Source organism: Aminobacter sp. BA135, assembly GCF_050859125.1.
Taxonomy (GTDB): domain Bacteria; phylum Pseudomonadota; class Alphaproteobacteria; order Rhizobiales; family Rhizobiaceae; genus Aminobacter; species Aminobacter ciceronei.
This window is the reverse complement of sequence record NZ_CP139572.1, coordinates 3,444,730-3,470,862: the sequence shown is the minus strand read 5'-3', so window position 1 is coordinate 3,470,862 and position 26,133 is coordinate 3,444,730. Positions and strand designations below refer to the sequence as shown.

Below are 26,133 nucleotides of genomic sequence, written 5' to 3'. Positions count from 1 at the left end.
CAGAGTCGCACGTGTCCAGCCGCTTGTGGCAGCCATTCCGTGCCCCTCTGTCTGAAGCCTGAGAGACTCGCGCTCCGGAACTCTGTCGGCAGCGCTTACACCTTCGGCGCGGGATTAAGGTCCCGACTTTCCAGAGTGTCCTTCCTGTTTACGGTTCTTTTGCCTGAGAGATTTCGGGCGATTTCCCCTTCGGCGTCAGCTTTCGCTGCTCTCTCCCGCAAACAGGTGGAGCCCGCAAAGGCTCCAGACGAGTCGTCAATATCCCACCGACGACACTTTGTCACCTGTCCGCGCAGTGCTTATTCACCGGATGGATAGTCCCGACCAATACTTCCGGGTGGTCCGGGTAAGGTCCCGGCACTTTCCAGCTTGCGCAGGTCGCGCTCGAGCTGGCCAATCAGGTTGCCGGACTGGCGGTGCAGTCGTCGCAGCCGTTCCATCTGCAACGAAACCGAGGCGGCGGACAGGTCGTCTTCGCGCGGCGCAGGACCGATGCCGTGGAGGATCCAGGAAATGCTGGTGCCGAGCAGGCCGGCCAGCTTGGCGATGCGATGGGCCCCGGGCTGCGAGCGGTCGCGCTCCCAGGCGTTGACGGTGGAGATCTTGACCCCGAGCCTCCAGGCTAGGTCGCCGGCACTGAGGCCGATGGCTTCGCGCGCTCGCGACAGGCGTCCGCCAATGGTGTCGAGATCGGGTGTCTGCTCATAGATGTTCGTGGTGTCGGACACCAGAAGGGCCTCCTGTCGTGTGTTGGATTTGGGCCGCCGAATGTCTGGGCGGCATGCCGCGAGCATCGGCCAGCGAGCCCGGATGCGCAACCGCAAGATACGAAAAATCGGCCAAGCTATTGAATAAGCGTGACTATAAATGGCGCTTGCGATTGTCCGTCAGATGCCGCCGTACCAGTCGTAGCCACGGTCTTCCCAATAGCCGCCCTTACCAAGGCCCATGGCGCCGAAGCCGTCGACCAGCTCGATCTTGTGGATGTATTTCGGCATCTTGTAGCCGAGCTGTCGTTCGACACGCACCCTAAGCGGCGCGCCGTTTTCGACCGGCAGCGGCATGCCGTTCATGCCATAGGCGAGGATTGTCTGCGGGTGCCGCGCGTCGACCAGATCGATCGAGCCGTAATATTTGACTTCGCCCGAGAGGCTTCGTTCGATGGTGTCGAGGCAGTGAAAGACGACGTAGCGGGCATTGGGCTTGACGGCGGCGGCATCGAGTACGAGCGCCATCGGCACGCCTATCCATTTGGCAATGCAGCTCCAGCCCTCGACGCAGTCATGCCTGGTGATCTGGGTACGCGAGGGCATGTTCATCAGTTGCTGGCGCGTAAGCGATAGCGGCTTTTCGACCAGGCCCGTCACCTCCAGCCGCCAGTCGGCGAAGTCGCCCGACTGAAGGGATTTGTAGACACTGTCGTCGGGTGCAGTGATGCCATTGGGGCGTTGCGGCTGCCGAATATCGGCCTCGGTGAACTCCTGGGCCAGCGACTCGCGGCCGGCGAGCAGCCGCTGGACGCGGTATGTCAGGTCGTTGGCACCTTCGAGGACATTGCGCACGCCGTTGTCGCGATCGGCGAGAAAATCGAAGGCGTCGCAACCGGAGAGTGCAAGCGTCGATGCACCGAGCGTAGCTGTTGTGAGGAAGCGCCGGCGGTTGAGCTGGAACTTGGGCATCTCAGGCGCTCCCTTCGCGACGGTCGCCTTGCGGTGGGTCGGTGCGATACCAGCCGGTGATGATCGAGCGCAGTTCGTTGATCGGTCCCGCCGCCAGGATCATCAGCATGTGGACAACGAAGAAGCCGACGAGCAGCGCCATGGTGACGAAATGGATAGTGCGCGCGGTCTGGCGTCCGCCCAACAGGTCGGCCAAGAACGGCACGGCCGCGTTCATGCTCGGCGACATGGCAAGCCCGGTGACGATCATCAGCGGCAGAAGCACGAACAGCACGCCACCATAGGCCAGCTTCTGCAGCGTGTTGTAATCGCGGCTATGGTGGAACCTCAGCCTGACGTGATCGGTGATGTCCTTGGGCAAGTTGCGCAGATCCTTGACGCTTGGCGCAAGATCGCGATGCAGGTGGCCGTTGAGGGCGCTGGCGACGAGCCAGACGAGCAACGTGCCTGAGAGCACCCAGGCGAAGAAGAAATGCACGACGCGGCCGGTGGCGAGATCCTGACCGGACGGAATCGTCGCCCATGCCGGAAACGCGCGCCCGTTTGGATTGGCGGCTGATCCCGACAGGCCAAGCACACCCGTCGTGTTGAATCTGTTCCCCAGGATCGTCGTGTAACCGACTGGTCCCGTTGGGCTATTTTCAGCGCCGATGACCAGCACGTCGTTGCTGAAAGCAAAGCCTGACTGCTTGCCGATGTAGAGAGCCGGATGGGCGTTGAAGATTTGCAGACCACTCAGCAGCAGGAAAAACAGCGACACTGCCCAGATCCAATGGGTGAGGCGTGTCCAGCGTGTCTGCCGGTAGACGAGCTCGCCGCGGGTGCCTGACGCTTTCGCGTCATTCGCCTGCTGCAGCATGTGCGTCTGGCTTTCCATAGCACCCGATCTCCCGTGGCATCGGCGATTGCGGGGGCGTCATTTTACGCCCTTTCGCAGATGATTACGCTCTGGCGTCGGGAATTGTTTCGCTGCGGCGGTGACTTTGGCGTGAAATCAGCTTGCGAGTGAGACCACCAGGTTGACGGCCGCGGCGACGATGATGGTGTTGAAGAAGAACGACAGGACCGAGTGGATAAGCGCTGCCTGGCGCATGTGCGTCGACGAAATGTTGGTGTCGGCGGTCTGCGCCGTCATGCCGATGACCACGGCGAAGTAGAGAAAATCCCAGCCACAGGGGCGTTCTGTGCCGGGAAAGATCAGGCCGCCGACCGGCTTGCGGCTGCGTGTCGACGCGGCATCGCCCTTGGTGTCACCTTTCCAGTAGAGGCGGGCGTAGTGCAGGGCCGCCATGGCGTGGATGGTCAGCCAGCCGAGCGGCAGCGACAGCAGCGAAAACGCCAGCCAGGAGGGATGCGGTACCTGCTTGGCATTCATCAGCACGAACAGCGAGCCGACGGCGACCACGACGATACCGATGGTCACCAAGAAGATGATCCAGATCGGCTCGTCGGCCTGCTGGGCGCGCCGGCTGAGGAAGTCCGCCGTCAGTCGCGGCATTTCACGCAGGACAAGCAGTATGTAAGTAGCGAAAAACGCATTGGCGGCGATGCTGTAGCTGAGCGGATGCTGGAGCAGCATTGCCACGGCGAGCGCCGCCACCCCGATGCCGGCGCTTGCCAGAAAAATGAAATGACGGCCGAACGGCTTCATTGTGCCTGCACCGACTTCACCGCCCTTCGCGCCATCTGGTCGAGCGCGCCGAGAAAGCGCGAGCGGTCCTGGGCGGAGAAGGAGGCATTGTAGCCCTTGCTTTCACCGGTTTCGCGCAGGTGCTGTTTCAGATCGCGCATGGCGACCGCCATGCCGATGGTCTCCGGCGTGAACGGCTTGCCGGTCGGGCCGAGCACATGGGCGCCAAGCGCCACGGTGCGCGCGGCAAGCGGAATATCTGCTGTGATGACGATGTCATTGGCGCGCGCGTTATCCACGATCCAGTCGTCGGCGGCATCGGCACCCTTTGAGACCACGACGTTGCGGATCATCGGATCGCGCGACGGGCGCAGGCCGCCGTTTGACACGAAGGTCACGACGAGATCCAACCGTTCGGCGACCTTCACCACCTCGTCCTTCACCGGGCAGGCATCAGCGTCGACATAGATGATGGGGGCATTTTCGGTCATTTCAGGCGCTGTTCCGGGAGAGGATATCTTTGGTTATGGTCTGGCACGTCGAACGGAGGCAGACCATGGCACATCTGATCAATCGCGAACAATGGGCCGAAAAACCCGATGCCTGGCACGGCGAGTTCCAGGGCGGCGCCTTCGGGGTGGATGTCTCTGTGGTGTTCTTCTCGTCCGACAAGGTCGGTGGCGGACCAAAGCTTCACACGCATCCTTATCCGGAGGTGTTCATCGTCCGTGTCGGCCGGGCGTTGTTCACCGTCGGCGACGAGACGATCGAAGCGGAGGCCGGGCAGATCCTGGTGGCGCCGGCCAACACGCCGCACAAATTCGCCAATCTCGGGCCTGGACGGCTGGAGACGACCGACCTGCATGTCGCCGGTGCTTTCGACACGACCTGGCTGGAGTAAGCCCCGTCAGGCGCCTGCGCGCGGGACAGGCCTGAGCATGTCGATATGCGGGATGTCGTCCTCGAGATATTCTTTCGACACTGTGTCGAAGCCGAAGGACGCGTAGAATTTCTCGAGATGGCTTTGGGCCGAAAGCGCAATCGGCCGGTCCGGAAAGAGCCTTTCGCAGGCGGCGATGGATTCGGCCATCAGCTTGTCGCCGAGGCGCTTGCCGCGATGATCAGGAGAGACCACCACTCGGCCGATATAGGCCGGATCGTCATGGCCCGATGGGGCGATGATGCGCGTGCTCGCCACCAGTTCCTTGCCGGCAAGCAGCCTGAGATGCAACGCCTCGGGATCCTTGCCGTCCATTTCGGGGAAGGCGCATTTCTGCTCGACGACAAAGACGTCGAGACGCATCTTCAGCATCGCATAGAGGTCGCGCGGCGACAGCTCGTCGAGCGATCTTACGTCGACCTCATATGCGATGCCGCTCATCAGTAGACGACGACGCTTCTGATGCTCTCGCCTGAATGCATCAGGTCGAAGCCCTTGTTGATGTCTTCGAGCTTGAGCGTGTGGGTGATCATCGGGTCGATCTGGATCTTGCCCTCCATGTACCAGTCGACGATCTTCGGCACGTCGGTGCGGCCGCGTGCGCCGCCGAAGGCAGTGCCTTTCCAGCTCCGGCCGGTGACCAGCTGGAACGGTCGTGTCGAGATCTCCTGGCCGGCGCCGGCGACACCGATGACGATCGACTCGCCCCAGCCGCGATGGCTGGCTTCCAGCGCCTGGCGCATCACCTTGACGTTGCCGGTGCAGTCGAAGGTGTAGTCGGCGCCGCCGATCTGGTCGGCACCACGCTTGGTCATGTTGACGAGATAGGGAACGATGTCGCCCTCGACCTCCTTCGGATTGACGAAATGCGTCATGCCGAACTTTTCGCCCCAGGCCTTGCGGTCATTGTTGATGTCGACACCGATGATCATGTCGGCACCGGCAAGCCTGAGGCCCTGCAGCACGTTGAGGCCGATGCCGCCGAGGCCGAAGACGATGGCCGTCGAACCGATCTCGACCTTGGCGGTGTTGATCACCGCGCCGATGCCGGTGGTGACGCCGCAGCCGATGTAGCAGATCTTGTCGAAGGGGGCGTCGGGATTGACCTTGGCGAGCGCGATCTCGGGCAGCACGGTGAAGTTCGAGAATGTCGAGCAGCCCATGTAGTGGAAGATCTTGTCCTTGCCGATCGAGAAGCGCGAGCTGCCGTCAGGCATCAGCCCCTGGCCTTGCGTCGAGCGGATCGCGGTGCAGAGGTTGGTCTTGCGGCTGAGGCAGGACGGGCAGGAGCGGCATTCCGGCGTGTAGAGCGGAATGACATGATCGCCCTTCTTGAGCGAGGTGACACCCTTGCCGACATCGACGACGACACCTGCTCCCTCATGGCCGAGAATGGCCGGGAAGATGCCTTCGGGATCGGCACCCGACAGCGTGAACTCGTCGGTGTGGCAGATGCCGGTCGCCTTGATCTCGACCAGCACCTCGCCCTCGCGCGGACCCTCGAGATCCACCTCCATGATCTCGAGCGGCTTTCCGGCTCCAACGGCAACGGCGGCGCGGGTTTTCATGGCGATCGTCCCTATGTCTACTCAGAGGAAAAATTGTTGTCGGCAAGGTTTCAGGTTTTGCCGCCGCAGGCAACCGGCAAGGCGACACCTGAACGTCGCAGGACGACGGTTGGCATGATACTCCACAAGCGGTTTCCGACGCGACCCCTTGCGGGATGGACATGGTGGCTGGCGTGGCCGAACATATCAGCGGAATTTCCAGGTAAATGGCAGACGATTCGATGTCGAGTGATAGGCTCCCACGCGATCCGCTGAAGCGTGAAGCGCTCATAAGGGCAGAAAAACCAGAGACTTCCGACCGGATGTTCATTCATCTGCGCGTTCACTCTGCCTATTCGCTGCTCGAAGGTGCCCTGAAGCTCGACAAGGTCGTCGGACACGCTGCCAAGGACGAGGCGCCCGCCATCGCGGTTGCCGACACCAACAACCTGTTCGGCGCGCTGGAGTTCGCCCAGAAGGCCACCAAGGATGGTGTGCAGCCTTTGATCGCTTGCCAGGTCGACGTTGACTTTGCAGACGGTGGCGACAGCACCCAACGCGGCCAGGGCTGGAAGCAGGCACTCGATCTATTTCCAGTGGTTCTGATTGCCGCGACCGAGACCGGCTACGCCAACCTCGTCAGGCTGGTCAGCCGGCTCTATCTCGAAACCCCGAACGGCGAACCGGTGCACGCCAAGCTCGATTGGCTCGCCACCGCAGCGGACGGCATTATCTGCCTGACCGGTGGCCCACGCGGACCGGTCGGTGCCGCGATCAAGAGCGGCCACACGGCAATTGCCGAAAGCCGCCTTCTGACCCTGAAGCAGATGTTCGGGGATCGGCTTTACGTCGAACTCGAGCGTCTGGCCGGCTATGACCGCATGATCGAGGCGGCAACGATCGAACTCGCCTACCGGCATTATCTGCCTTTGGTCGCCACCAATGAGGCGTTCTTCGCCAAGCGTGCTGACTTCGAGGCCCATGACGCGCTCATTGCCATCGCCGAGGGTTCGGTCGTCGCCGAAGACAATCGCCGCAGGCTGACGCCGGACAATTTCCTCAAGTCGCAGAAGGAGATGGCAGAGCTTTTTGCCGATCTGCCTGAGGCGATCGACAACACCGTCGAGATCGCCAGGCGCTGTTCCTACTATCCCAAGAACCGCAATCCGATCCTGCCGCGATTCACCGGTGGCGACATCGCCGATGCCGAGGCGGCTGTTGCCGCCGAAGCGGCGGAACTGTCCCGCCAGGCTCGCGAAGGTCTTGCGATGCGCCTGGAAACGCGTGGCCTGTCGACCGGCTACACGCCCGAACAGTACCAGGAACGGCTCGAATATGAGCTTGGCATCATCGAGCGAATGAAATTCCCGGGCTACTTCCTGATCGTTGCCGACTTCATCAAATGGGGCAAGCAACAGGGCATCCCGGTCGGCCCCGGCCGTGGTTCAGGTGCAGGCTCGCTGGTTGCCTATGCGCTGACCATCACCGACGTCGATCCGCTGCGTTTCTCGCTGCTGTTCGAGCGCTTCCTCAACCCCGACCGCGTCTCGATGCCCGACTTCGACATCGACTTCTGCCAGGACCGCCGCGAAGAGGTGATCCGTTATGTGGTCGGCAAGTATGGTCGCGACCAGGTCGGTCAGATCATCACCTTCGGTACGCTGCAGGCGCGCGCCGTGCTGCGCGACGTTGGCCGCGTACTGCAGATGCCCTATGGCCAGGTCGACAAGCTCACCAAGATGGTGCCGCAGAATCCGGCCAATCCGGTGACGCTGGCCCAGGCGATCGAGGGCGAGCCGCGCTTTGCCGAGGAGGCAGAACGCGAACCGATCGTGCAGACGCTGCTCGACATGGCACAGAAGCTCGAGGGCCTCTACCGCCACGCCTCGACGCACGCCGCCGGCATCGTCATCGGTGACCGCCCGTTGTCCGAACTGGTGCCGATGTATCGAGACCCGCGCTCGGACATGCCGGTCACCCAGTTCAACATGAAATATGTCGAGCAGGCCGGACTGGTGAAGTTCGACTTCCTCGGCCTGAAGACGCTGACGGTGCTGCAAAAGGCGGTGCATTTCATCAGCCGCAAGGGCGTCGACATCGACCTCGCGCTGATCCCGCTCGACGATCCGCTGACCTACGCCATGCTGTCGCGCGGCGAGACCGTCGGCATCTTTCAGGTTGAAAGTGCCGGCATGCGCAAGGCGCTGATCGGCATGAAGCCCGACCAGGTCGAGGACATCATCGCGCTGGTGGCACTCTACCGCCCCGGCCCGATGGAGAACATCCCGACCTACAACGCCCGCAAGCATGGTGACGAGGAGATCGCCTCGATCCATCCGATGATCGACTATCTGGTGAAGGAGACGCAAGGCGTCATCGTTTACCAGGAGCAGGTCATGCAGATCGCGCAGGTGCTGTCGGGCTATTCGCTCGGCGAAGCCGATCTGCTGCGCCGCGCCATGGGCAAGAAGATCCGCGCCGAGATGGACAAGCAGCGCGAGCGCTTCGTCACCGGTGCCATGGACAAGAAGGTCAGCAAACCGCAGGCCAACGCCATCTTCGACCTGCTCGCCAAGTTTGCCGACTACGGCTTCAACAAGTCGCACGCCGCAGCCTACGCCATCGTCTCCTACCAGACGGCGTATCTGAAAGCGCACTATCCGGTCGAGTTCCTCGCGGCCTCGATGACCTACGATATGTCCAACACGGACAAGCTGAACGACTTCCGCCAGGATGCGATGCGGCTCGGCATCGACGTCGTGCCGCCATCGGTCATGACCAGCTTCCGCGACTTCGAGGTCGGCGAGAAGAAGATCTTCTACTCGCTCGCCGCGATCAAAGGCGTGGGTGAGGCGGCGGTGCACCACATCGTTGCCAAGCGCCAGGAAAAGCCCTTCGCCAGCCTCGCCGACTTCTGCGAGCGCATCGACCCCAAGCTGGTCGGCAAGCGTGTCTTGGAAAGCCTGATCATGGCCGGCGCGCTCGACTGTTTCGGCCACGAGCGCGCGGCGATGATGGCGGGCATCGAGCGCATGATGGGCCTTGCTTCCCGCGCCCACGAAAATGCCACCCTTGGCCAGTCCGACATCTTCGGCAGTGCTGCCTCAGGGCAGGCGCCGTCGCTGCACCTGCCGGTCGCCGACGCCTGGCTTGCCGCCGATCGGCTGCATCGCGAATTCCAGGTCGTCGGCTTCTACCTCTCGGCGCATCCGCTCGACGAATACAAGGCCGCACTTGAGAAGATGCGCGTCCAGAACTGGGCCGACTTTGCCGCTGCCGTGAAGCGTGGTGCGACTGCAGGGCGTCTGGCCGGTACCGTCACCACCAAGCAGGAACGCAAGACCAAGACCGGCAACAAGATGGGCATCGTCCAGTTCTCGGACGTTTCGGGCCAGTATGAAGCGGTGATGTTCTCGGAGACGCTGGCGCAGTATCGCGACCTGTGTGAACCCGGCAAATCGGTGGTCGTCACCGTTGCCGCCGAGGATCGCCCCGAAGGCGTCAACCTGCGCATCCAGACTGTGCAATCGCTCGAGGACGAAGCGAGCCGGGTGCAGAAGACGCTGCGCATCTTCGTGCGCGACGCAGCACCTCTCAACATGCTGTCCAACCAGCTGACGGTACGCGGCGAAGGCGAGGTCAGCTTCATCGTGCTCAAGGGCGAGGCCGAGGGCGAGATCGAAATCGAGCTACGCGAACGCTACCGCATCACGCCGTCGATCGCTTCGGCGATGCGCGCCGTGCCGGGAGTCGTCGAGGTCGAGCTGGTCTAGCCGGCTAGGTTGTCTACGGCGACGTCACTTCGCCTTGCCGGCCAGCTCGGCCCGACAGGCCTGCGCCCGTTGCACAAGCATGGCCCGCTCGCGCTCGTTTTGGGTTAGAGCGTTTCATTTTTTGAGAGAATCGTAGGATTCCCAAAGATTGGCGTTTGTGATTCAAGATGCTGGCTGGATGGAGGCCAGCATCTGATGACGCGAGCCCTTTCGAACGATCTTCGTGAGCGTGTTGTGGAAGCGGTTTGCGCCGGCGAGAACTGCCGTGCGGTGGCGTCGCGCTTCGGCGTTGCCGTTTCCTCGGTTGTGAAGTGGTCGCAGCGTTACCGTGCCACCGGGTCGGTTGCGCCGGGCAAGATGGGCGGACACCGCAAGCGGATTTTGGAGCCGCATCGTGCCTTCATCGTGGAGCGGATCAACCAGACCTCTGAACTGACGCTGCATCGGCTGAAGGACGAGTTGGCCGCACGCGGGGTGATGGTCTCGCACAATGCGGTCTGGATGTTCTTGAGGCGCGAGGGCCTGAGCTTCAAAAAAAACACTGCTCGCTCTTGAGCAGGGCCGAGCCGATATTGCTCGCAGGCGTCGGCGATGGCGGTCTTGGCAGGCCAGCCTGGATCCGCGGTGCCTGGTCTTCATCGATGAGACCTGGATCAAGACCAATATGGCTCCACTTCGGGGCTGGGGGCCAAGGGGCAAGCGCCTGCGCGGCTTGGCCCCGCACGGCCATTGGCGAACCCTGACCTTCCTGGGGGCATTGCGTTGGGACCGGCTTGCGGCACCTTGTGTCTTTGACGGACCAATCAACGGCCAGTGCTTCCGCGCCTATGTCGAGCAGCAACTCGTTGGCGTGCTGAAACCCGGCGATATCGTCATCATGGACAATCTGGGAAGTCACAAATCGGTCGCCATCAGGCAGATGATCAAGGCCGCTGGCGCCAGGCTTTGGTACCTGCCGCCCTACTCACCCGACCTCAATCCGATCGAGCAGGCCTTCGCCAAGATCAAACACTGGATGCGCCAAGCCCAGAAGCGCACCGTCGAAGAAACGTGGCGGCACGTCGGTCAACTCGTTGCGACCATCGAACCCGGCGAATGCGAGAACTATTTCGCAAACGCCGGATACGCTTCCGTCAAAACGTGAAAGGCTCTAGTGCAGCCGCCCGTTCGAACTCGCCAAGCGCCTCGCCAAGGCGATCGAGCTTCATCAAAAGGTCGGCGCGCACGCTTGGCAGCAGGTGATAGTTGCGCAGCGCCGGCTCGTGCATCAGCTGGTCCGCGAGCTCCAGCCCGGCTGCAGGACCGAATGCCATCGCCAGTGCCATGGCGCGGTTCAGTTCGATCACGGGCGAGGGCGCAAGCGCGGCCAGTGCGGCGTAGAGAGCGGCGATGCGCGACCAGTCGGTCTGTTCGGCCGTGTGCGCCCGGGCGTGGCAGGCCGCGATCGCCGCCTGCAGCGTGTATGGGCCTGGTTTCTGCATGGTTTCGGCCTTGGCGAGTGCCGCAAGGCCGCGATTGATTAGCAGATGATCCCAACGGGATCTGATCTGCTTGAGCAGCAGGATCGGCTTGCCGTCGGCATCAGTGCGGGCCGGCAAGCGCGATGCCTGGATTTCCATCAATGCGACCAGGCCGTGAACTTCAGCGTCATTGGGCGCAAGCAGCGCCAGCATCCGCCCCAGCCGCATCGCCTCCTGACAGAGTTGTGGCCGCATCCAATCGTCGCCGCGGGTGGCGGAATAGCCTTCGTTGAAGACGAGATAGAGCACTTCGAGCACCGAGCTCAGCCGGTCGGTCCGATCCTGGCCGGCAGGCACCTCGAAGGGCCCGCAAGCGTCCGACAGAGTGCGCTTGGCCCTGATGATGCGCTGCGCCATCGCTGCTTCGGAAACCAGGTAGGCGCGGGCGATCTCTTCCGTGGTCAGGCCACCGACCAACCGCAAGGTGAGTGCCGCCCGTGCGTTGGCCGAAAGCACAGGATGGCAGGACACGAACATCAGCCCGAGCATGTCGTCGCCCATCCCGTCCTCTGGCTCGGCCATTGCCTCGACGTCGGCATCGATACCCAGCAGTGCGAGTTTGCCGTTTGCCATCTTGGCACGCCGAAAATGGTCGATGGCCCGGCGCCTGGCCGAAGTGATCAGCCAGGCGCCGGGCTTGTCCGGGATGCCTGAAACGGGCCAGTTGCGTAGTGCCGCGATAAGGGCATCCTGGGCCAACTCTTCCGCAAGGTCGACGCTGCGGGTGAACCGGGCGAGTGCCGCCACGATCCGCGCCCGCTCCATGCGAAACACCGTCTCGATGGCCTTGTGCGTCGCGCGGCTTCTGGCGACGCTGTCATCAGAGACAATGTCGGTCGGCATCGTTGGCTGCGGAGGGCTATGGTTTGCGGCCATCTATGACCTGTCTTGCGCGATGCCCATTTCGCGAAAGCGATCGATGCCTTCGCTGGGCTCGAAATCCTCGAGATCGAACATCTGGCGCACCTCGATCTGGCCGTTCTCGATCTGCGGGTTGGGAAAGCGGTTGGCCCATTCCATCGCTTCCTCGCGCGTCTTCACCTGGATGACCGTGTAGCCGGCGATCAGTTCCTTGGTCTCGGCAAAGGGGCCATCGGTGATGGTCTTCTTGCCGCCAGACCATGTGATGCGCCAACCCTTGGAGCTCGGCTGCAGACCGCTGCCGTCGAGCAGCACACCGGCCTTGGCCAGTTCTCCGTGATAGTCGGCCATGTCTGAGATCATTTCCGCCGGCGGCATGACGCCCGCTTCGGAGTCCTTGCTGGCCTTGATCACGAACATGAAACGCATTGGTTTGCTCCCGCATAATGAGGCCCGACACCATTGTCTGAGCCTAGTCTGCCAACACGACGAGCAGAAGGCAGCAGGATCGACAAAGCCGTTGGCGATTTCTTGCCGCGTGCAAAACTTTGCTTCGTTGCGGCGCTTCATCACTGCTGGTATTTTGCCTCGGCCAGTGAGAGGGCGCCGTCATGGACGAGAAAGCCGCCGCAGCCGACCTCATGCAGATGGTGAATGGGTATCAGGTGTCCCAGGCGATCTGCGTCGCCGCAACACTTGGCATTGCCGATCAACTGGTGAGCGGACCGCGTTCCAGCGACGATCTCGCCGCTGCGACCGGGTCTCACCCGCAGGCGCTCTACCGCCTGTTGCGTGCGCTTGCTTCGGTAGGTGTGCTCCATGAAGGGGCGACCAGGCAGTTTTCCCTGACGATGCTTGGGTCGGGGCTGCGTTCGGATGCCGAGCAATCCGTCGCACCCTGGGCGCGCATGGTTGGCCGAGCCTACTACCGCGCCGCCTGGGGAGAGCTGTTGCACAGCATACGCACCGGCGAGAACGCGTTCGCGCATGCCCATGGCACCGGTGTCTGGCAGTACCGCATCGATCATCCAGAGGAGTCGCTGATCTTCGACCGGGCGATGTCGTCCTTCGTGCCGGCAGTCGCTGCGGCGGCGCTTGCGGCCTACGACTTCGGCCGCTTCGACGTCGTCATGGATGTCGGCGGCGGCCAGGGCGCCTTGCTGGCGGCGATCCTTGCCCGCAATCCGTCGCAGCGCGGCATCCTGTTTGACCAGCCGATGGTGGTCGAGGGCTCCGGTGCCGTTCTCAGTGCGGCGTCGGTCGCCGATCGCTGCGAGGTGGTCGGCGGCGACTTCTTCGCTGCCGTGCCGGAGGGTGCCGATGCGCATGTCATGAAATGGATATTGCACGACTGGGACGACGAGCGCTCTATCACCGTACTGAAAAGCTGCCGGCGGGCAATCCGGCCGGATGGGACGCTGGTCGTGCTGGAGGCGGTCCTCGCGCCGCCCAACGAAGGCCCAGGTGCCAAGTTTGCAGATCTCAACATGCTGGCGGTACCTGGCGGAGAGGAGAGAACAAAGGACCAATTCGCCAGGCTGTACGCCGCGTCCGGCTTCAGGCTGACAAGAGTGATCGAGGCGGGCCCACGTATCAGTGTCGTAGAAGGCGTGCCGGTGTGACGCCTCAGATATTCCGAGCCTGGACCGCAGCACGCGACTTTGCTTGACTTGGCATTGATAAGACTAAATCCTGTTTGCCAGCGGAAACGAGGCTGGTGGTCAAGATGAAGGCCCTGTTGCGAGGTGTCTGCGTTGCGGCTGTGCTGTTAGGAGGTAGCCTCCAGGCACATTCTGCCGATCTCGTTGTGGCCATGCCCAATTGGCCATCCGGTCAGGCATCCGCCAACATCATCAAGGCCGCGCTTGAGAAATCGCTCAAGATCGATGTCGAGGTCGAGGAAATGGGAACCTTGATCGCATTCACCGGCCTGGATTCGGGCAAGGTCGATATTCACCCCGAGGTCTGGCGGCCGAACCTGGACTCGCTGGTGCAGAAATATGTCACCGATCGCGGCACCGTTCACCTGAGCCCGCGCAGCGTTTCGGCGACGCAAGGGTTATGCGTCACCCAAAAGACCTATGACGACTATGGAATCCACGATGTCGCCGACCTGACGGACCCGGTGAAAACCAGGGTGTTCGACACCGATGGCGACGGTAAGGGCGAGATCTGGATCGGTGCCCAGGGCTGGTCGTCGACCGACATCGAGCGAATCCGCGCCAAGAGCTATGGCTACGCGGCAACGATGACGCTGCTCGAAATGCCGGAGGAGGTCGGCATGTCGGCGGTGGACGCTGCAGTGGCGACTGACAAACCGATCGTTTTTTACTGCTACAGTCCGCATCACGTGTTTGAGCTGCATCAGATCAAGCAACTGAGCGAACCGGCTTTCGACAGAGCAAAGTGGAATGTCATCTTGCCGGCGGACGATCCGATGTGGCTTTCGAGGTCCGATGCCCCCGTAGCCTGGCAACCGTCGAGTTTCAGCGTCGCTTATGCAACGTCGCTGTCCAAGCGTTTGCCGCAAGTAGCCAAGTTTCTCGACAACATCGATTTCAGCGCCGACGAAGTGACGGCCATGAGCTACGCGCTCGAGGTCGAAAGACAGGATCCGGCAAAGTTTGCCGAGCAATGGGTGGCGAGCCACGAAGACCGTGTGAACGCTTGGATGAAGTGACGCCCGCCAGGGCCAGAGAGGGGTAGTGCGCATGGCAGGGACGGTGCGTCCACGCAGATGGTTCGGTTGGGTCGCCCTCTTTTTCATGGCAGCGGGGCTCGGAGCAGCACTGGCGCAAGCCGGTCCGACAACGCAGATCTTCGATCCCAAGACCCATAAATGGATCAACTACGATCGCAAGAAGGCGCGCCAGTACTACGCCGCCCACGGTCAGGTGCCAGACGCTTTCCGCCGCCAGATCGTAACGTTCCGCACCGCCGAGAAGCCGGGCACCATCATCATCGATGGTAACCAACACTTCCTCTATCTCGTCTTGCCCGGTCTTAAGGCCGTGCGCTACGGCATCGGGGTCGGTCGTGACGGTTTTGGTTGGGCCGGAATCGTGCGTGTCGGGCGCATGGCCGAATGGCCGACTTGGACGCCGCCGGCCGAAATGGTTGCGCGCGATCCGAACGCTGCCAAATTTGCTGGCGGCATGCCTGGCGGCCCCGACAATCCGCTCGGCGCGCGTGCGCTTTATCTCTACCAGGGCGACCAGGATACGATTTATCGCATCCATGGCACACCGGAGCCGTGGACGATCGGCCTCGACGTGTCGTCCGGCTGCATCCGGATGAACAATGACGACATCGTCGACCTGCATGCCCAGGTTCAGGTCGGCGCTAAGGTCGTGGTGCTGATGCAGGGGGCTGCGCTCTACAAAGGGGTATGAGCGTCGCCGTCTGAGAACGACAAAGGCGTTCAACGAGGGGGACATGATGCGAACAGCTTATCTCTGCGGAACTGGTTTGCTTGTGGGCCTTGCGGTCGCTGGCTGTGCCTCCACCGCGCCTGAACCGCAAGACATGGCAAGGACCACCGTGCAGACGGCGCCCGCCGACCTGCAGCTTACTTGTGCCAGTGCGGTGGCAACGTCCGCTGGCGTCGAAGCCGACAAGGTGCTGCCGGTCGGCTCGTCGCAGCTGGACGCGACCAGGTATCAGGTCGACCTCAATGCATCTGGCCAACGCTATGTTTGCGTTGTCGACACCATGGGCAATGTGACCTCGGTGCAGAAAGCGGCTTGAGAACGAGCCAGTTGCGAAACGGCGGAACTTGGTCCTCCATCGACGACAGACCGGTTTCGCCAGAGGACGCGCGCGCCGGACGAACGCTACGCCTCATTCGTCCAGTGCCTCTGGCGGATGCGCACTGCGACCCTTGCCGAACGTATAACCGGTCTCGACGGCATTCTTGCCAAACTTGCCGCGCAGCACGTCGATGGCGCCTTCGGCCAGCGCCCGCTTACGCGACTGGACGTCGACGAGATCGGGCGGGTCGGCGCGTTCGTCATCGGAGAGGTCGCTGACACCGATGCCGAGCAGGCGGTACTTTGTGCCGTCGGTTTCTTTCGACAAAAGCTGCATGCCGGTCTGGAAGATGCGGTCGGCAAGCCGTGTCGGGTCGGTCAGCTGGCGGTTGCGCGTCCGGAGCTTGAAGTCCTGGGTCTTGAGCTTGAGCACGACGGTGCCGCCGGCAATGTTTGCCTTCTTCAGTCGCGCCGAGACCTTTTCCGACAGCGCCCGCAGCACCGGCACCAGCTCCGCCGACGAGGCGAGATCGGTATCGAAGGTGGTCTCCGCCGAAACGCTCTTGGCTTCCTGGTCGGGCGACACCTGGCGATCGTCCTGGCCGCGCGACAGGTGATAGAGCCGGCTCCCCATCGTGCCGTAGCGCCGCATCAGGTCGCCGCGGTCCATGCGCTGCAACTGGCCGATGCTGCGGATGCCGTCGCTTTCGAGCATCGCGGCAAAGGCTTTTCCGACGCCCCAGATCATCGTCACCGGCTGTGGCGCGAGGAAGGCGAGCGCCTCGGCCTCGCCGATGACGGCAAAGCCGCGCGGCTTGCGCAGGTCGGAAGCGACCTTGGCGAGGAACTTGCAGTAGGACAGGCCGCCGGAGACGGTGATGCCGATCTCCTTCTCGACGGCAACCGCAAAGCGGGCGAGCACAAGTGCCGGCGGCAGGCCATGCAGGCGCTCGGTGCCGTCGAGGTCGAGAAAGGCTTCATCGATCGACAGCGGCTCCACCAGCGGCGTCAGCGCCTGCATCATCGAGCGCACCTCACGCCCGACGCGGACGTATTTTTCCATGTCGGGGCTGATCACGAACGCCTCTGGACAGGCCTCCAGCGCCTTGAACATCGGCATTGCCGAGCGCACGCCATGGATACGGGCGATGTAGCAGGCCGTGGAGACCACGCCGCGCTTGCCGCCGCCGATGATGACCGGCTTGTCCTTGAGCTCGGGATTGTCGCGCTTTTCCACCGCCGCATAGAAGGCATCGCAGTCGATATGGGCGAGGTGCAGCTTGTAAAGCTCGGGATGGCGCAACAGGCGCGGGCTGCCGCAGCCGTGGCAGCGCGGTCCCGACCCACGCTGAAGGGCAAGGCAGTCGCGGCAAAAACCGTGGCTGGGATCGTTGACAGGCATCGCCTTCGCTGCGAACATAAAGAGAACAAGCGCAATTTTATGTCAGCTGCCCCGTCGGGACAAGGCTGCGCTCTGGAGCCATGCCATGACTGATGCCATTTCGCCGCTGACACCGGATCTGTGGCCGCATTTTGAGGATTTGTTTGGCAAGCAGGGCGCCTGCTATGGCTGCTGGTGCACCTATTTCAGGCTGCCGCCGGCGATCAGGCGGGACAGCAACCGCGAGAGCAACAAGGATCACATCAAGACGCGAATCGCGGCCGGTCCGCCGCCGGGCCTGCTGGCATTCTCGGATGGCCAGGCGGTCGGCTGGATGCAGATCGGCCCGCGCGCCGACGTGCCCGAATTCAACAACAAGGGCAGGGGCTCCGCGCCGTTGTCACCAGAGGATGCCGGCGATCCAGCCGTCTGGGCCATTTCATGCTTCTTCATCCGCGGCAAGGCACGCGGCCAGGGTGTGACGCACCGGCTTGTCGACGCCGGTGTCGCATTCGCGCGCCAAGCGGGTGCTCGCGTGCTTGAAGCCTGCCCAATCGACCAATCGAACGGCAAACACCCGGTCAGCCTGTTTGTCGGCTCGACGCGGGTGTTCGAAAAGGCGGGGTTTACGCGCGCGATCGAGCGGAAGCCGGGCCGGCCGCTGATGCGTCTTGAACTCTGAGGCGTGACTACGGCGGAAGCAACTTAGCCTGAAAAGCCGCCGGCTTCGAGAAACGCCAGTTCCTGCTCGGTCGATTCGCGGCCGAGGATGAAGTTGCGGTGCGGGAAGCGGCCAAAACGGGCGACGATGTCGCGATGACCGATAGCGTGCTTGAGGTAGTCGCCGCCAAGCGCCGTCGAGCGTTCGAGCGGGGTGTCGTGATCGGCCAGCGTCTCGGAATGCGAGAACGGCAGATAGAAAAACACCCGGATTGGCGCATCCGTCGCCATGTCGTGGCCGTCGGCCACCGCCCGGCGTGCGAAATGGCGGGCGAGCGGATCGGTGGCATACATGTGGCCGCTGCCACGGAAGCAATTGCGCGGAAACTGGTCGAGCAGGATCAGCAGCGCCAGCGCCCCCTCGGCGTCGTCCGCCCAGTGGTCGCACTGGCGCTTGGCGGCGGCCATGTGCAGGTCGCCGAAGCGGCTGCGGAAGCTGTCGTCGAACATCTCGTCCTTGCGGAACCAGCTTTCCGGCCCGGATTCGCGCCAAAAGGCGACCACTTCGGTTGCACGCTGCCTGTCGATCATCGTCGGTTCCTCTTTGTTTTCATTACGTCATTGCGCGTACGCCCCTGACGCGCGCTGGCAAGTCCATCACTCGCCCGGCACGACCTTCTTGGCGATGGCGTCCGCGGCTTCGTCATTGAGGGCTTTGGCGGCGCGGCGCGGCGGTGTCAGCGGTGTCGGCACAGGCTCGCCGGTGTTGCCTTGCAGGAAATCGCCGCCGGCGTGGATGTCGCCGGCGAACTGCATTTCCAGCCGTGCGGCGTCGCGGCGGCGCACCTCCTCGATCACTTCGGCGACGTCGTCCGGATCTTCGCCGAGCTTTTCGAGCGTGGCGCCACCAAAGACGATGGCCGATTCGAACGTCTCACGCAGTTGATAGTCGACGCCGGCGCGAATGAGTTTCATCGCTGTGCCGCGGTCATAGGCACGCGCCAGAACCGGTACCAGCGGAAACTCCGCTGCGAGGTTTTGGGCGATGCGGACGGCGACATCTTCCTTGTCGACGCAAATCAGCACCGCGCGTGCCCGCCCGGCGCCCGCAGCATGCAGGATATCGAGCCGGGTGCCGTCGCCATAATAGATCTTGAAGCCGAAATCAGCGGCTGCCTGGATCATCTCGACGTCGTTGTCGATGATCGACACGTCGACGCCGCGCAGCAGCAATGGCTGGCTGGCGATCTGTCCGAAGCGACCGAAGCCGATCACCAGCACCGTGCCACTGAGTTCTGCTGCAACATCAACGTCTTCGAGCGATTGTTCGACCTGCGGCGTGAAGCGGCGCAGCACCATGATCGCCAACGGGGTCAGCACCATCGAGATGATGATGATGGCGGTCAGGATCGCATTGGCTTCGCCGTCGATGATGCCGACGGCAAGGGCCGAGGAGTACAGCACGAAGGCGAATTCGCCGCCTTGCGCCATGATGACGGCGCGCTCCAGCGCCTCGCGATGTCCCGACTTCAGGAAGCGTGCAACGGCATAGATGCCGATGCCTTTCATCAGCATGTAGACCACGACGTAGAAGGCGATCATCTGCCAGTTGGCCAGTACCACCGTCAGGTCGAGCGACATGCCGACCGCGATGAAGAACATGCCGAGCAGGATGCCGCGGAAGGGTTCGACATCCGCTTCGAGCTGATGCCGGAAGGTCGATTCGGACAGCAGCACGCCGGCGAGGAACGCGCCCATCGCCATGGACAAGCCGCCGAGCTGCATGGCGAGTGCTGCGCCCAGGACAACAAGCAGGGCAGCTGCAGTCATCACCTCTCGAGCGCGCGAGTCGGCAAGGACGCGGAACAACGGATTGAGCAAATAGCGACCGGCGATGACCAGTCCGGTGATTGACGCGATGCCGATGCCGATATCGGTCAGCCGCCCGGCCCAGCCCGTGCCGGCATCGCTGACGGCGACCGGCGCCAGGAACGCCACCAGCGCCAGCAAGGGCACGATGGCGAGGTCCTCCAGCAGCAGGATCGAAACCATGCGCTGGCCCTTCGGCGTCGACATCTCACCGCGCTCATCGAGCAATTGCATGACGATTGCCGTCGAGGTCAGCACGAAGCCGGCGCCGGCGACAAAGGATTGTGAAACCAGAAAGCCTCCCGCCAGACCGACCAGCGTCAGCAACAGCGCGCAGATGCCGACCTGCAGTGCGCCCAGCCCGAAGATTTCGCGCCGCAGACCCCACAGCCGCGACGGCTGCATTTCGAGGCCGATGATGAACAGGAACATCACCACGCCGAGTTCGGCGACATGCAGGATGGTGGAGGATTCGGTGAAGATGCCGATGCCGAATGGGCCAATGACCACACCGGCGCTGAGGTAGCCGAGGATGGAGCCGAGGCCGAGTCGCTTGAAGATGGGGACGGCCACGACGCCTGCAGCCAGCAGCGCCACCACCGGAACCAGATCGACACCCGCTGTCTCTGCTGCCATGCGTCTTTTCGATCCTTGGCTGTGCGGCTGATACCGCTTGGTGGGAAAGCGCCAAGATAGGTGCTTCGGGCGCTTCAGAACAGCCCGGCTAGCCTATCGAATTGTCCTGCCACAACATTGTCGCCGAATCGGTATGGCATGGCTCTGGCCCCACAACCTGCCATTGCGTGTGACATGGCTTGACGCTAAGGCGGGCTCGGTTTCGACCAGTGTGGGGTTGAACTGCCGCCGGCGTTTGTTGCCGGCTACGAGGAGAGGACTGACATGAGAAATATGCTGTTTGCCGTGCTCGGCGTTGCCGCGCTTGGCCTTTCGGCCTGCTCGAAGGCGCCGGAATGCACCGCCGAGGTTCTGACCAAGAAGGGCCAGGAAGTTGCGACCGCGCTTCAGGAAGCCATCACCAAGGACCCGGCCAAGGCTGCCGAGCTGTCCACGAAGGTGCAGGAAGTTGCGTCCAAGTACACGGGGGCAACGACGTCGGAAGAGGCCTGCAAGGCCTATGACGACCTGCTGACCGCGATCAAGGGCTGATTATTCGACCTGAAAACGGAAAGGGCGGCACCGCGTGTGCCGCCCTTTTTCTTCGTGGGAATGAAGAATCAGTTCTTGGCGATGGCCCCGACGGCAGTTCCGTCGACACGCGACAGCTTCATGCCGATGACAGGCACCAATTGCTTGTCTACACGCACTGAGACGGTGACGTGCATCAGGTTGTCGTCGGGCATGCGTGCCTGCATGACGCCGTTGAGCTGGTTGCGGTTGAGCGACAGGATCACCTTGCGGCCGTCGACAACACTGCCGGAGATGATGTCGAGCCCCTTGCCCTCCGAGCCGTCCAGGAACTTGCCGCGATAGCCGCTGCGGCCCTTCTGTTCGATGGTTGCCGACATCTTCTGCGTGAACACGCCGACGCGGCATCCGCCGTCGAGAGACATGCCGACTTTGCCATCAGGGGTCGAACCGGTGAAGTTGCAGGTGAATTTGGTACCCTTGTATTTGCCGGCGACGATCTCGCCCGGCCCGACCCATTCGCCTTCCACCGTCTTGAAAAACTTCTTGTCGCGCTCGGCGCCCTTGACCGTGTCGGCATGCGCGACGGACGGCAGCGCCATGGCCACGGCAGGCAGGACAGCGGACAACAACAAGCGCTTCATGGGCACACCCGACAGCAGGAAACTGGAACGATTAGCTGGGAGGACCATGACCAAGAATGGTTAATGCTTCGTCTATTTGACCTTTTCGGCGCCCTTGTCCTTTGTCGCGAAGGTGGTCAGCGCAGCCAGGAAATCGCCCATGCCGGGGCGCTTGGCCGCGGCAAAGGGCAGGGGCCGTGCCGTTTCCATCGCGGCGATGCCGATGCGGGCCGTCATCATGCCGTTGACCACGCCTTCGCCGAGCTTGGCCGACACCTTGGCGGCAAGGCCGTGGCCGACAAGCTGCTGGACGAAACTGTCGCCGACGGCAATCGAGCCGGTGACGGCGAGATGGGCAAGGGCCGAACGGGCAAGCCGGAAGAAGCCGAGCGTGCCGGGCCTGCCGCCATAGAGTTCAGACAGGCGCCGGATCAGACGTCCGGCCTCGAACACGACATAGGCGATATCGACCAGCGCACGCGGGCTGACCGCGGTTACCAGAGACACACGCTTGGCGGCGTCGAGGATGAGAATCTTCGCTTGCGCGTCGAGCGGTGTCAGTATCTCGGCTTCGGCGAGCCGCACGAGATCGGCGCCGTCGATCACTTCGCCGCGCAGGTCGGCGAGCGCGCGCCGGCCCGCCGCCGTTTCAGGCTTCGACGACAAAAGGTTCGACAACTCGTCGACGACGTTGCGAGCTGCGGCCGGATCGTTGCGCGCGATGGCGTCAGTCGCCCGGTTGCGCAGGCGCTCGACAGAGGCCAGCCGGAACACTGCCAGAAGCTCGCGGGCGAGGATCACCACAAGCGCCGATGCCGCGATGCCTGCGGCGGCCACCGCCAGCCAGCCGAGCCAGTCGGCGCGCGAGAACAGGTCGCGGATCAGCCTGTCGGTCCAGAGCCCGACGCCGAGCGAGATCAGGATGCCGAAGGCGGTAAGGAAGATCGCGCCGATGCGGGACCTGCGCCTTGGGGCGGTTGCGGGCGGTGGTTCGGCCGCAGCAATGTCCGCCTCGTCGAAGACATCGAACTCGGCTGGCGTCACCACAGCGGCTTCGGCTGCCAGCGCGCGCGGCTTGCGCGGTGCCGCCACCGACGGCGCACGGACGGCTATCTCTTCCGTTACCGGTTCCGGCTCGATGCGAAAGGCCGCGGGTTTTCGGGGAGCGCTCATGCGAGATGGTCTCCGATGAGGAATTGCAGCGCGCGGTCGAGCCGGATGTGCGGCAGCGACAGCGTCACACCTTCGGCCGTGCGCTCCAGCCGGGGCGGACGGAAGCGCACGAAACGGATCGTCGGATCATTCGCATCCTGGCGGTGATTGGTGCCAAAATCCTGGAACACGACATCAGCCTTGTCAGGTAAGTCCCCAGGAAATATGGCAGTTTCACTGTTGCCGTCGAAGCGTTCCTTGCCGATCGTCTCGCCTTCGATCGGGGTCCCGATGATGACGGGCAGTGTCTCACGACCTTGCTTGACGGTACCTTCGCGGGTGGCGCGGACGGCGGCAAGCGCCAGCACGTCGACCTCGGCACCGGAGAGGTTGGCGCGTGCCACGGCGCGGTCGGTGAGCCGACGCACGATCGACTGCAGCCGGTCGTGGCTCTCGTGATGCAGGTGATCCGCCTTGGTCGCTGCAACCAGGATGCGGTCGATGCGTCGCGAAAACAGGTCGGTCAGGATATTGCCCCGGCCCGGCCGGAAGCAGGCGAGGATTTCGGTCACCGCGCGCTCGAGGTCGGCGATGGCGCCGGGGCCGGCGTTCAGTGCCTGCATCGCGTCGATCAGCACGATCTGGCGGTCGAGCCGCGCGATATGTTCGCGGAAGAACGGCTTCACCACATGCGTCTTGTAGGCCTCGTAGCGCCTTTCCATCATCGCGTGCAGCGAGCCGGGCCGCGCCCGCTGGCCGAGGCCGGGAAGTGGGGCGAATGTCAGCGCTGGTGATCCCTCGAGGTCGCCCGGCATCAGGAACCGGCCGGGCGGCAGCGTCGACAGCGCGCGCTCGTCGTCCTTGCAGGCCTTGAGATAGGCGGCAAAACTCTCGAACAGCCGCCGCGCCGTCATCTCGTCGGCATCCGCCTCGGGCTTCACCGTGGCGGCAAGCTCACGCCAGGCTTCCGACAGGTCGGCGCGAACCGGCAGGCGTGCGAGCTCGAACGCCTCCCGGGAGAAATCGTCGTAGCTCTTGCCGAGTAGCGGCAGGTCGAGCAGCCATTCGCCCGGATAGTCGACGAGGTCCACCGACAGTTTTCCAGCTGAAAACATGCGGTTCCAGCCGGAAGCCGACTCGAACTCTACGGTCAGCCTGAGTTCCGAAATCGCGCGGGTCGAATCCGGCCAGATGCGCTGGTCGACGAGGGCCGAAACATGATCCTCATACTGGAAGCGAGGCACGGCGTCGTCAGGCTGTTCTTCGAGGAAAGCGCGTGAAATGCGCCCCGATTTCTGTGCCTCGAACAGCGGCAGCCGGCCGCCATGGATCAGATTGTGGACGAAGGACGTGATGAAAACGGTCTTGCCGGCCCGCGACAGCCCGGTTACTCCGAGCCGCAGAGACGGCGAGAAAAGTCCCGCGGCACGGCCGGAAAACGTGTCGAGCGCAATGCGCGCCTCATCGGTGAAGGTGGTCAGAGACGCCAATCGTCGATCCCCATGCGGTCGCGCCGGATATAGGTGCCGCTGCAGGGATTTGAAATGGCGGCCGGTTTCAAAGATCGGCCGGTTTCAAAGATCGGCAGGCGTCAGAAACGCCTCGAGATAGCCATGGCCGAGTTCGGCGCCGGAAAGCTCGCCTTCGAAGCGGATCACGGCCAGGCCCGAGGTCGGGAAACCGGTCTGCAGCGTATGCAGCGCCGCTTGGTCGCCATCGCCTGAAACAGCCATGGCGAGGTCTTCCATCATCGGGTTGTGGCCGATGACCAGGATCGAGCCGTGCCTGCCATTTTCGCGGATCTTGTCGAAATAGCCCGCGGCGTCGGCGCTGTAGAGGTCGTCGGTGAAGACGACCCGGCCGGTGTCCGCGTGGCCGGCGAGGCCCTCCAGGGTTTCGCGGGCGCGCCGGGCGTTGGAGCAGAGTGTGAGTTCCGGCACATAGCCGTTGGCGCGCATTGCCGTGCCGGTGGCTTCGGCGTCCGCGATGCCGGTGGCGTCGAGCGGCCGGTCGAAATCCCTGACGCCGGGCAGGGCCCAGCCGGCCTTGGCGTGTCGGAGAAGGTAGAGCTTTCCCAAATGTCGCTCCTGGAAGCCCGATCTGACGACGAGCCTGCGCCAACTTGTCATCTCTGGATGTAGCCAAGCGTCAGGCCGCTTGCAACCGGACGATGCCGTTGCGCGTTTCTTGAGGAGAGAGTTGCGCTCTTGCCACGTCCGAATCACGACATTGTGGGCGGCGCAAACTTTTCGATGAATACGCTTGTGTGGGGCTTGGCCCGCGAATATATAGGCGCCAAAACGGGGTTGTCGGGTGAGTCGAATGAACGATACCGTTACTCTTGGCTACGTGCCCTCCGATGAGGAGCCGTTCATGAACGAACGGCAAAAGTCTTACTTCAGAGCTAAGTTGGTTGCCTGGAAGAACGACATCCTCCGCGAAGCTCGCGAAACCCTCGAAATACTTCAGCAGGAAAATGCCAACCATCCGGATCTTGCCGACCGCGCATCGTCCGAGACCGACCGTGCCATTGAACTCAGGGCACGCGACCGGCAACGCAAGTTGATCTCCAAGATCGACTCTGCCCTGCAGAGGATTGACGAGGGTACCTACGGCTATTGCGAGGAGACAGGTGAACCGATTTCGCTGAAGCGACTGGACGCACGTCCGATCGCTACGCTGTCGATTGAGGCTCAGGAGCGTCACGAGCGCCGCGAAAAAGTCTATCGCGACGACTGATCGCGGAATGGCAGAAACGAAAAAGGCGGCTTCGGCCGCCTTTTTTCTTGTCCGCATGCAAGATCGTCGGTCAAGCTTACCGCTTGTGACTTGTAAGTTCGCCAAGCAGCTTGGCCATTTCGTCATCGAGCGATGGATCCACAAGTTTTGCCGGTTTGGCTTGCGGCTTGTCGTCGAGCGACACTTCGAGCTCCTTCATCAGCGTGTCGTCGATGAGGTCGCGCGGCGATGGTGCCGCCACGGGCGCAGGCGCAGGTCGCGCCGGAGCCGAATAGGTTGGCGCAACATAGGTTTTGGGATCCGGGCTGTTCGTGACCAGCGGTGCCGAAGCCAAGGGCATCTTGGGCGGAGCCGGGCGTGACTGGACCGGCGCTGGTGCCTGCTGCTGCTGTTGCGGCCTGGCAGTCGCCGGCGTTGCCGGGCGAGGGGCTGGCTGCTGCGGGCTCTGCTGGGGACGAGACGCCTGGGGCGCTTGTTGCGCACCTTCGGTGCCGGTCAGTGCCGGGCGCCGCGGCGCGGTCATGCGGATATCGGTTTCGACCACCACGTCAGTCGGCCCGCCGATCAGCAGCAGGTGTTCGATGTCGTCGCGGCGCACCAGAACGAGCCGCCGCTGGCTGTCGATGGCGGTCGCGTCCATGACTGCGAGGCGCGTCTTCCTGTTTCTGCCGCCTGCAACGAAGGTGCCGAAAGTCAGGCTGCGGACCAGCTTGACGATGACGAGCACAATGACCAGCAGCACGAGGGCGGCAAAGGTCCACAGCACCGCCGCCGTATATCCAGGTCCTGCTACGCTATCGAGCCATTCAAACATGTCTTACCCCCGTCGCCGCCCCGCGCGACACTAAACCTTAGCTGTCGCGC

The 26,133-nt window shown here is 63.0% G+C and carries 27 protein-coding genes and 1 riboswitch; of the genes, 10 read left to right on the top strand and 17 right to left on the bottom strand.

What is annotated here, in order from left to right; genetic code table 11:
• Positions 1 to 141: 141 nt before the first annotated feature.
• Positions 142 to 228: riboswitch (glycine riboswitch) on the bottom strand.
• A 71-nt stretch (positions 229 to 299) separates the two neighbouring features.
• The 5 genes from SLT36_RS16870 to SLT36_RS16850 form a co-directional block, all read right to left on the bottom strand.
• The gene (locus tag SLT36_RS16870) at positions 300 to 728 is read right to left on the bottom strand and encodes a helix-turn-helix domain-containing protein (protein WP_432283614.1); all 429 of its coding nucleotides are present in this window, start codon (positions 726 to 728) and stop codon (positions 300 to 302) included.
• Positions 729 to 887: 159 nt separating this feature from the next.
• On the bottom strand, positions 888 to 1,679 hold the full coding sequence (locus SLT36_RS16865) for a molybdopterin-binding protein (RefSeq protein WP_432283613.1): 792 nt from the start codon (positions 1,677 to 1,679) through the stop codon (positions 888 to 890).
• A gap of 1 nt (position 1,680) precedes the next feature.
• Positions 1,681 to 2,538 carry a cytochrome b/b6 domain-containing protein gene (locus SLT36_RS16860; protein ID WP_432288373.1) on the bottom strand — a complete coding sequence of 286 codons (858 nt, stop codon included), beginning with the start codon at positions 2,536 to 2,538 and terminating at the stop codon, positions 1,681 to 1,683.
• A 135-nt stretch (positions 2,539 to 2,673) separates the two neighbouring features.
• Positions 2,674 to 3,330, bottom strand: a complete 657-nt coding sequence (locus SLT36_RS16855; protein ID WP_432283612.1) for a DUF1345 domain-containing protein — start codon at positions 3,328 to 3,330, stop codon at positions 2,674 to 2,676.
• Positions 3,327 to 3,800, bottom strand: a complete 474-nt coding sequence (locus tag SLT36_RS16850; protein WP_432283611.1) for a YaiI/YqxD family protein — start codon at positions 3,798 to 3,800, stop codon at positions 3,327 to 3,329. The genes SLT36_RS16855 and SLT36_RS16850 overlap by 4 nt, the downstream gene beginning before the upstream one ends.
• A 65-nt stretch (positions 3,801 to 3,865) precedes the next feature.
• Between SLT36_RS16850 and SLT36_RS16845 the strand changes: the two genes are divergently transcribed.
• Complete coding sequence (locus SLT36_RS16845) at positions 3,866 to 4,210, top strand: cupin domain-containing protein (RefSeq protein ID WP_432283610.1); 345 nt, start codon at positions 3,866 to 3,868, stop codon at positions 4,208 to 4,210.
• Between the two features lie 6 nt (positions 4,211 to 4,216).
• On the opposite strand, the gene SLT36_RS16840 is transcribed toward SLT36_RS16845, so the two are convergent.
• Together SLT36_RS16840 and SLT36_RS16835 are read right to left on the bottom strand one after the other, a co-directional pair.
• A complete protein-coding gene (locus SLT36_RS16840; protein WP_432283609.1) occupies positions 4,217 to 4,690 on the bottom strand; it encodes a GNAT family N-acetyltransferase in 474 nt (157 codons plus the stop codon).
• Entirely contained in the window at positions 4,690 to 5,817 is a 1,128-nt protein-coding gene (locus SLT36_RS16835) for an S-(hydroxymethyl)glutathione dehydrogenase/class III alcohol dehydrogenase (protein ID WP_432283608.1), read from the bottom strand. The genes SLT36_RS16840 and SLT36_RS16835 overlap by 1 nt, the downstream gene beginning before the upstream one ends.
• A gap of 302 nt (positions 5,818 to 6,119) precedes the next feature.
• On the opposite strand from SLT36_RS16835, the gene dnaE reads away from it, so the two are divergent.
• A complete protein-coding gene (gene dnaE, locus SLT36_RS16830) occupies positions 6,120 to 9,569 on the top strand; it encodes a DNA polymerase III subunit alpha (protein WP_432283607.1) in 3,450 nt (1,149 codons plus the stop codon).
• Positions 9,570 to 9,764: 195 nt separating this feature from the next.
• Positions 9,765 to 10,713, top strand: a protein-coding gene (locus SLT36_RS16825) for an IS630 family transposase (RefSeq protein WP_432283321.1) whose coding sequence is annotated in 2 segments (ribosomal slippage) — positions 9,765 to 10,100 and positions 10,102 to 10,713 — 948 coding nt in all. Because the reading frame shifts where the segments join, the coding sequence is not laid out codon by codon here.
• Here SLT36_RS16825 and SLT36_RS16820 read toward each other — a convergent pair.
• Both SLT36_RS16820 and SLT36_RS16815 read right to left on the bottom strand, forming a co-directional pair.
• Positions 10,703 to 11,932, bottom strand: a complete 1,230-nt coding sequence (locus SLT36_RS16820; RefSeq protein ID WP_432283606.1) for an RNA polymerase sigma factor — start codon at positions 11,930 to 11,932, stop codon at positions 10,703 to 10,705. The genes SLT36_RS16825 and SLT36_RS16820 overlap by 11 nt on opposite strands.
• Before the next feature lie 33 nt (positions 11,933 to 11,965).
• Positions 11,966 to 12,379 (bottom strand): YciI family protein, encoded by a 414-nt coding sequence (locus tag SLT36_RS16815; RefSeq protein ID WP_432283605.1) that lies wholly within the window; start codon positions 12,377 to 12,379, stop codon positions 11,966 to 11,968.
• 182 nt (positions 12,380 to 12,561) lie between these two features.
• On the opposite strand from SLT36_RS16815, the gene SLT36_RS16810 reads away from it, so the two are divergent.
• From SLT36_RS16810 to SLT36_RS16795, 4 genes are all read left to right on the top strand, one after another.
• On the top strand, positions 12,562 to 13,572 hold the full coding sequence (locus tag SLT36_RS16810) for a methyltransferase (RefSeq protein WP_432283604.1): 1,011 nt from the start codon (positions 12,562 to 12,564) through the stop codon (positions 13,570 to 13,572).
• Positions 13,573 to 13,676: 104 nt separating this feature from the next.
• Positions 13,677 to 14,630 carry a glycine betaine ABC transporter substrate-binding protein gene (locus SLT36_RS16805; protein ID WP_432288371.1) on the top strand — a complete coding sequence of 318 codons (954 nt, stop codon included), beginning with the start codon at positions 13,677 to 13,679 and terminating at the stop codon, positions 14,628 to 14,630.
• Positions 14,631 to 14,715: 85 nt separating this feature from the next.
• Complete coding sequence (locus tag SLT36_RS16800; protein WP_432288370.1) at positions 14,716 to 15,342, top strand: L,D-transpeptidase; 627 nt, start codon at positions 14,716 to 14,718, stop codon at positions 15,340 to 15,342.
• A gap of 133 nt (positions 15,343 to 15,475) precedes the next feature.
• Complete coding sequence (locus SLT36_RS16795) at positions 15,476 to 15,697, top strand: hypothetical protein (protein WP_432283603.1); 222 nt, start codon at positions 15,476 to 15,478, stop codon at positions 15,695 to 15,697.
• Between the two features lie 93 nt (positions 15,698 to 15,790).
• Here SLT36_RS16795 and SLT36_RS16790 read toward each other — a convergent pair whose 3' ends face one another.
• Entirely contained in the window at positions 15,791 to 17,119 is a 1,329-nt protein-coding gene (locus SLT36_RS16790) for a DNA polymerase IV (RefSeq protein ID WP_432283602.1), read from the bottom strand.
• 67 nt (positions 17,120 to 17,186) lie between these two features.
• Here SLT36_RS16790 and SLT36_RS16785 point away from each other — a divergent pair, with 67 nt between their 5' ends.
• Positions 17,187 to 17,762 (top strand): GNAT family N-acetyltransferase, encoded by a 576-nt coding sequence (locus SLT36_RS16785; RefSeq protein WP_432283601.1) that lies wholly within the window; start codon positions 17,187 to 17,189, stop codon positions 17,760 to 17,762.
• 23 nt (positions 17,763 to 17,785) lie between these two features.
• Here the strand turns inward: SLT36_RS16785 and SLT36_RS16780 are convergent, their stop codons facing one another.
• Together SLT36_RS16780 and SLT36_RS16775 are read right to left on the bottom strand one after the other, a co-directional pair.
• Positions 17,786 to 18,331: a DUF924 family protein gene (locus tag SLT36_RS16780; protein ID WP_432283600.1), complete on the bottom strand. Its 546-nt coding sequence runs from the start codon at positions 18,329 to 18,331 to the stop codon at positions 17,786 to 17,788.
• Positions 18,332 to 18,397: 66 nt separating this feature from the next.
• Positions 18,398 to 20,245 (bottom strand): monovalent cation:proton antiporter-2 (CPA2) family protein, encoded by a 1,848-nt coding sequence (locus SLT36_RS16775; RefSeq protein WP_432283599.1) that lies wholly within the window; start codon positions 20,243 to 20,245, stop codon positions 18,398 to 18,400.
• A 264-nt stretch (positions 20,246 to 20,509) separates the two neighbouring features.
• Here SLT36_RS16775 and SLT36_RS16770 point away from each other — a divergent pair, with 264 nt between their 5' ends.
• On the top strand, positions 20,510 to 20,776 hold the full coding sequence (locus tag SLT36_RS16770) for a hypothetical protein (RefSeq protein WP_432283598.1): 267 nt from the start codon (positions 20,510 to 20,512) through the stop codon (positions 20,774 to 20,776).
• A 68-nt stretch (positions 20,777 to 20,844) separates the two neighbouring features.
• On the opposite strand, the gene SLT36_RS16765 is transcribed toward SLT36_RS16770, so the two are convergent.
• The 4 genes from SLT36_RS16765 to SLT36_RS16750 all read right to left on the bottom strand — a co-directional run bounded on the left by SLT36_RS16765 (position 20,845) and on the right by SLT36_RS16750 (position 24,608).
• Entirely contained in the window at positions 20,845 to 21,357 is a 513-nt protein-coding gene (locus SLT36_RS16765; RefSeq protein ID WP_245432134.1) for a hypothetical protein, read from the bottom strand.
• A gap of 114 nt (positions 21,358 to 21,471) precedes the next feature.
• Positions 21,472 to 22,551, bottom strand: coding sequence for a YcjF family protein (locus tag SLT36_RS16760; RefSeq protein ID WP_432283597.1), 1,080 nt, complete (start codon positions 22,549 to 22,551; stop codon positions 21,472 to 21,474).
• Positions 22,548 to 24,020, bottom strand: a complete 1,473-nt coding sequence (locus tag SLT36_RS16755) for a YcjX family protein (RefSeq protein ID WP_432283596.1) — start codon at positions 24,018 to 24,020, stop codon at positions 22,548 to 22,550. Before SLT36_RS16755 ends, SLT36_RS16760 begins: the two co-directional genes overlap by 4 nt.
• 84 nt (positions 24,021 to 24,104) lie before the next feature.
• Entirely contained in the window at positions 24,105 to 24,608 is a 504-nt protein-coding gene (locus SLT36_RS16750; RefSeq protein ID WP_432283595.1) for a SixA phosphatase family protein, read from the bottom strand.
• Between the two features lie 244 nt (positions 24,609 to 24,852).
• Between SLT36_RS16750 and dksA the strand changes: the two genes are divergently transcribed.
• Entirely contained in the window at positions 24,853 to 25,269 is a 417-nt protein-coding gene (dksA, locus tag SLT36_RS16745; protein ID WP_067961780.1) for an RNA polymerase-binding protein DksA, read from the top strand.
• Between the two features lie 76 nt (positions 25,270 to 25,345).
• Here the strand turns inward: dksA and SLT36_RS16740 are convergent, their stop codons facing one another.
• Positions 25,346 to 26,083, bottom strand: a complete 738-nt coding sequence (locus SLT36_RS16740) for a hypothetical protein (protein ID WP_432283594.1) — start codon at positions 26,081 to 26,083, stop codon at positions 25,346 to 25,348.
• Positions 26,084 to 26,133: the final 50 nt, after the last annotated feature.

Excerpts from the sequence above, each read along its gene's own strand:
- SLT36_RS16770 (WP_432283598.1), top strand. The coding sequence starts at position 20,510 with ATGAGAAATATGCTGTTTGCCGTGCTCGGCGTTGCCGCGCTTGGCCTT.
- SLT36_RS16855 (WP_432283612.1), bottom strand. The coding sequence starts at position 3,330 with ATGAAGCCGTTCGGCCGTCATTTCATTTTTCTGGCAAGCGCCGGCATC.
- SLT36_RS16765 (WP_245432134.1), bottom strand. The coding sequence starts at position 21,357 with ATGGCGCTGCCGTCCGTCGCGCATGCCGACACGGTCAAGGGCGCCGAG.
- SLT36_RS16800 (WP_432288370.1), top strand. The coding sequence starts at position 14,716 with ATGGCAGCGGGGCTCGGAGCAGCACTGGCGCAAGCCGGTCCGACAACG.
- SLT36_RS16780 (WP_432283600.1), bottom strand. The coding sequence starts at position 18,331 with ATGATCGACAGGCAGCGTGCAACCGAAGTGGTCGCCTTTTGGCGCGAA.
- SLT36_RS16775 (WP_432283599.1), bottom strand. The coding sequence starts at position 20,245 with ATGGCAGCAGAGACAGCGGGTGTCGATCTGGTTCCGGTGGTGGCGCTG.
- SLT36_RS16865 (WP_432283613.1), bottom strand. The coding sequence starts at position 1,679 with ATGCCCAAGTTCCAGCTCAACCGCCGGCGCTTCCTCACAACAGCTACG.
- SLT36_RS16785 (WP_432283601.1), top strand. The coding sequence starts at position 17,187 with ATGACTGATGCCATTTCGCCGCTGACACCGGATCTGTGGCCGCATTTT.
- SLT36_RS16845 (WP_432283610.1), top strand. The coding sequence starts at position 3,866 with ATGGCACATCTGATCAATCGCGAACAATGGGCCGAAAAACCCGATGCC.
- dksA (WP_067961780.1), top strand. The coding sequence starts at position 24,853 with ATGAACGATACCGTTACTCTTGGCTACGTGCCCTCCGATGAGGAGCCG.
- SLT36_RS16820 (WP_432283606.1), bottom strand. The coding sequence starts at position 11,932 with ATGCCGACCGACATTGTCTCTGATGACAGCGTCGCCAGAAGCCGCGCG.
- SLT36_RS16835 (WP_432283608.1), bottom strand. The coding sequence starts at position 5,817 with ATGAAAACCCGCGCCGCCGTTGCCGTTGGAGCCGGAAAGCCGCTCGAG.
- SLT36_RS16850 (WP_432283611.1), bottom strand. The coding sequence starts at position 3,800 with ATGACCGAAAATGCCCCCATCATCTATGTCGACGCTGATGCCTGCCCG.
- SLT36_RS16795 (WP_432283603.1), top strand. The coding sequence starts at position 15,476 with ATGGCAAGGACCACCGTGCAGACGGCGCCCGCCGACCTGCAGCTTACT.
- SLT36_RS16805 (WP_432288371.1), top strand. The coding sequence starts at position 13,677 with ATGAAGGCCCTGTTGCGAGGTGTCTGCGTTGCGGCTGTGCTGTTAGGA.
- SLT36_RS16840 (WP_432283609.1), bottom strand. The coding sequence starts at position 4,690 with ATGAGCGGCATCGCATATGAGGTCGACGTAAGATCGCTCGACGAGCTG.
- SLT36_RS16760 (WP_432283597.1), bottom strand. The coding sequence starts at position 22,551 with ATGAGCGCTCCCCGAAAACCCGCGGCCTTTCGCATCGAGCCGGAACCG.
- SLT36_RS16790 (WP_432283602.1), bottom strand. The coding sequence starts at position 17,119 with ATGTTCGCAGCGAAGGCGATGCCTGTCAACGATCCCAGCCACGGTTTT.
- SLT36_RS16860 (WP_432288373.1), bottom strand. The coding sequence starts at position 2,538 with ATGCTGCAGCAGGCGAATGACGCGAAAGCGTCAGGCACCCGCGGCGAG.
- SLT36_RS16815 (WP_432283605.1), bottom strand. The coding sequence starts at position 12,379 with ATGCGTTTCATGTTCGTGATCAAGGCCAGCAAGGACTCCGAAGCGGGC.
- SLT36_RS16740 (WP_432283594.1), bottom strand. The coding sequence starts at position 26,083 with ATGTTTGAATGGCTCGATAGCGTAGCAGGACCTGGATATACGGCGGCG.
- SLT36_RS16810 (WP_432283604.1), top strand. The coding sequence starts at position 12,562 with ATGGACGAGAAAGCCGCCGCAGCCGACCTCATGCAGATGGTGAATGGG.
- dnaE (WP_432283607.1), top strand. The coding sequence starts at position 6,120 with ATGTTCATTCATCTGCGCGTTCACTCTGCCTATTCGCTGCTCGAAGGT.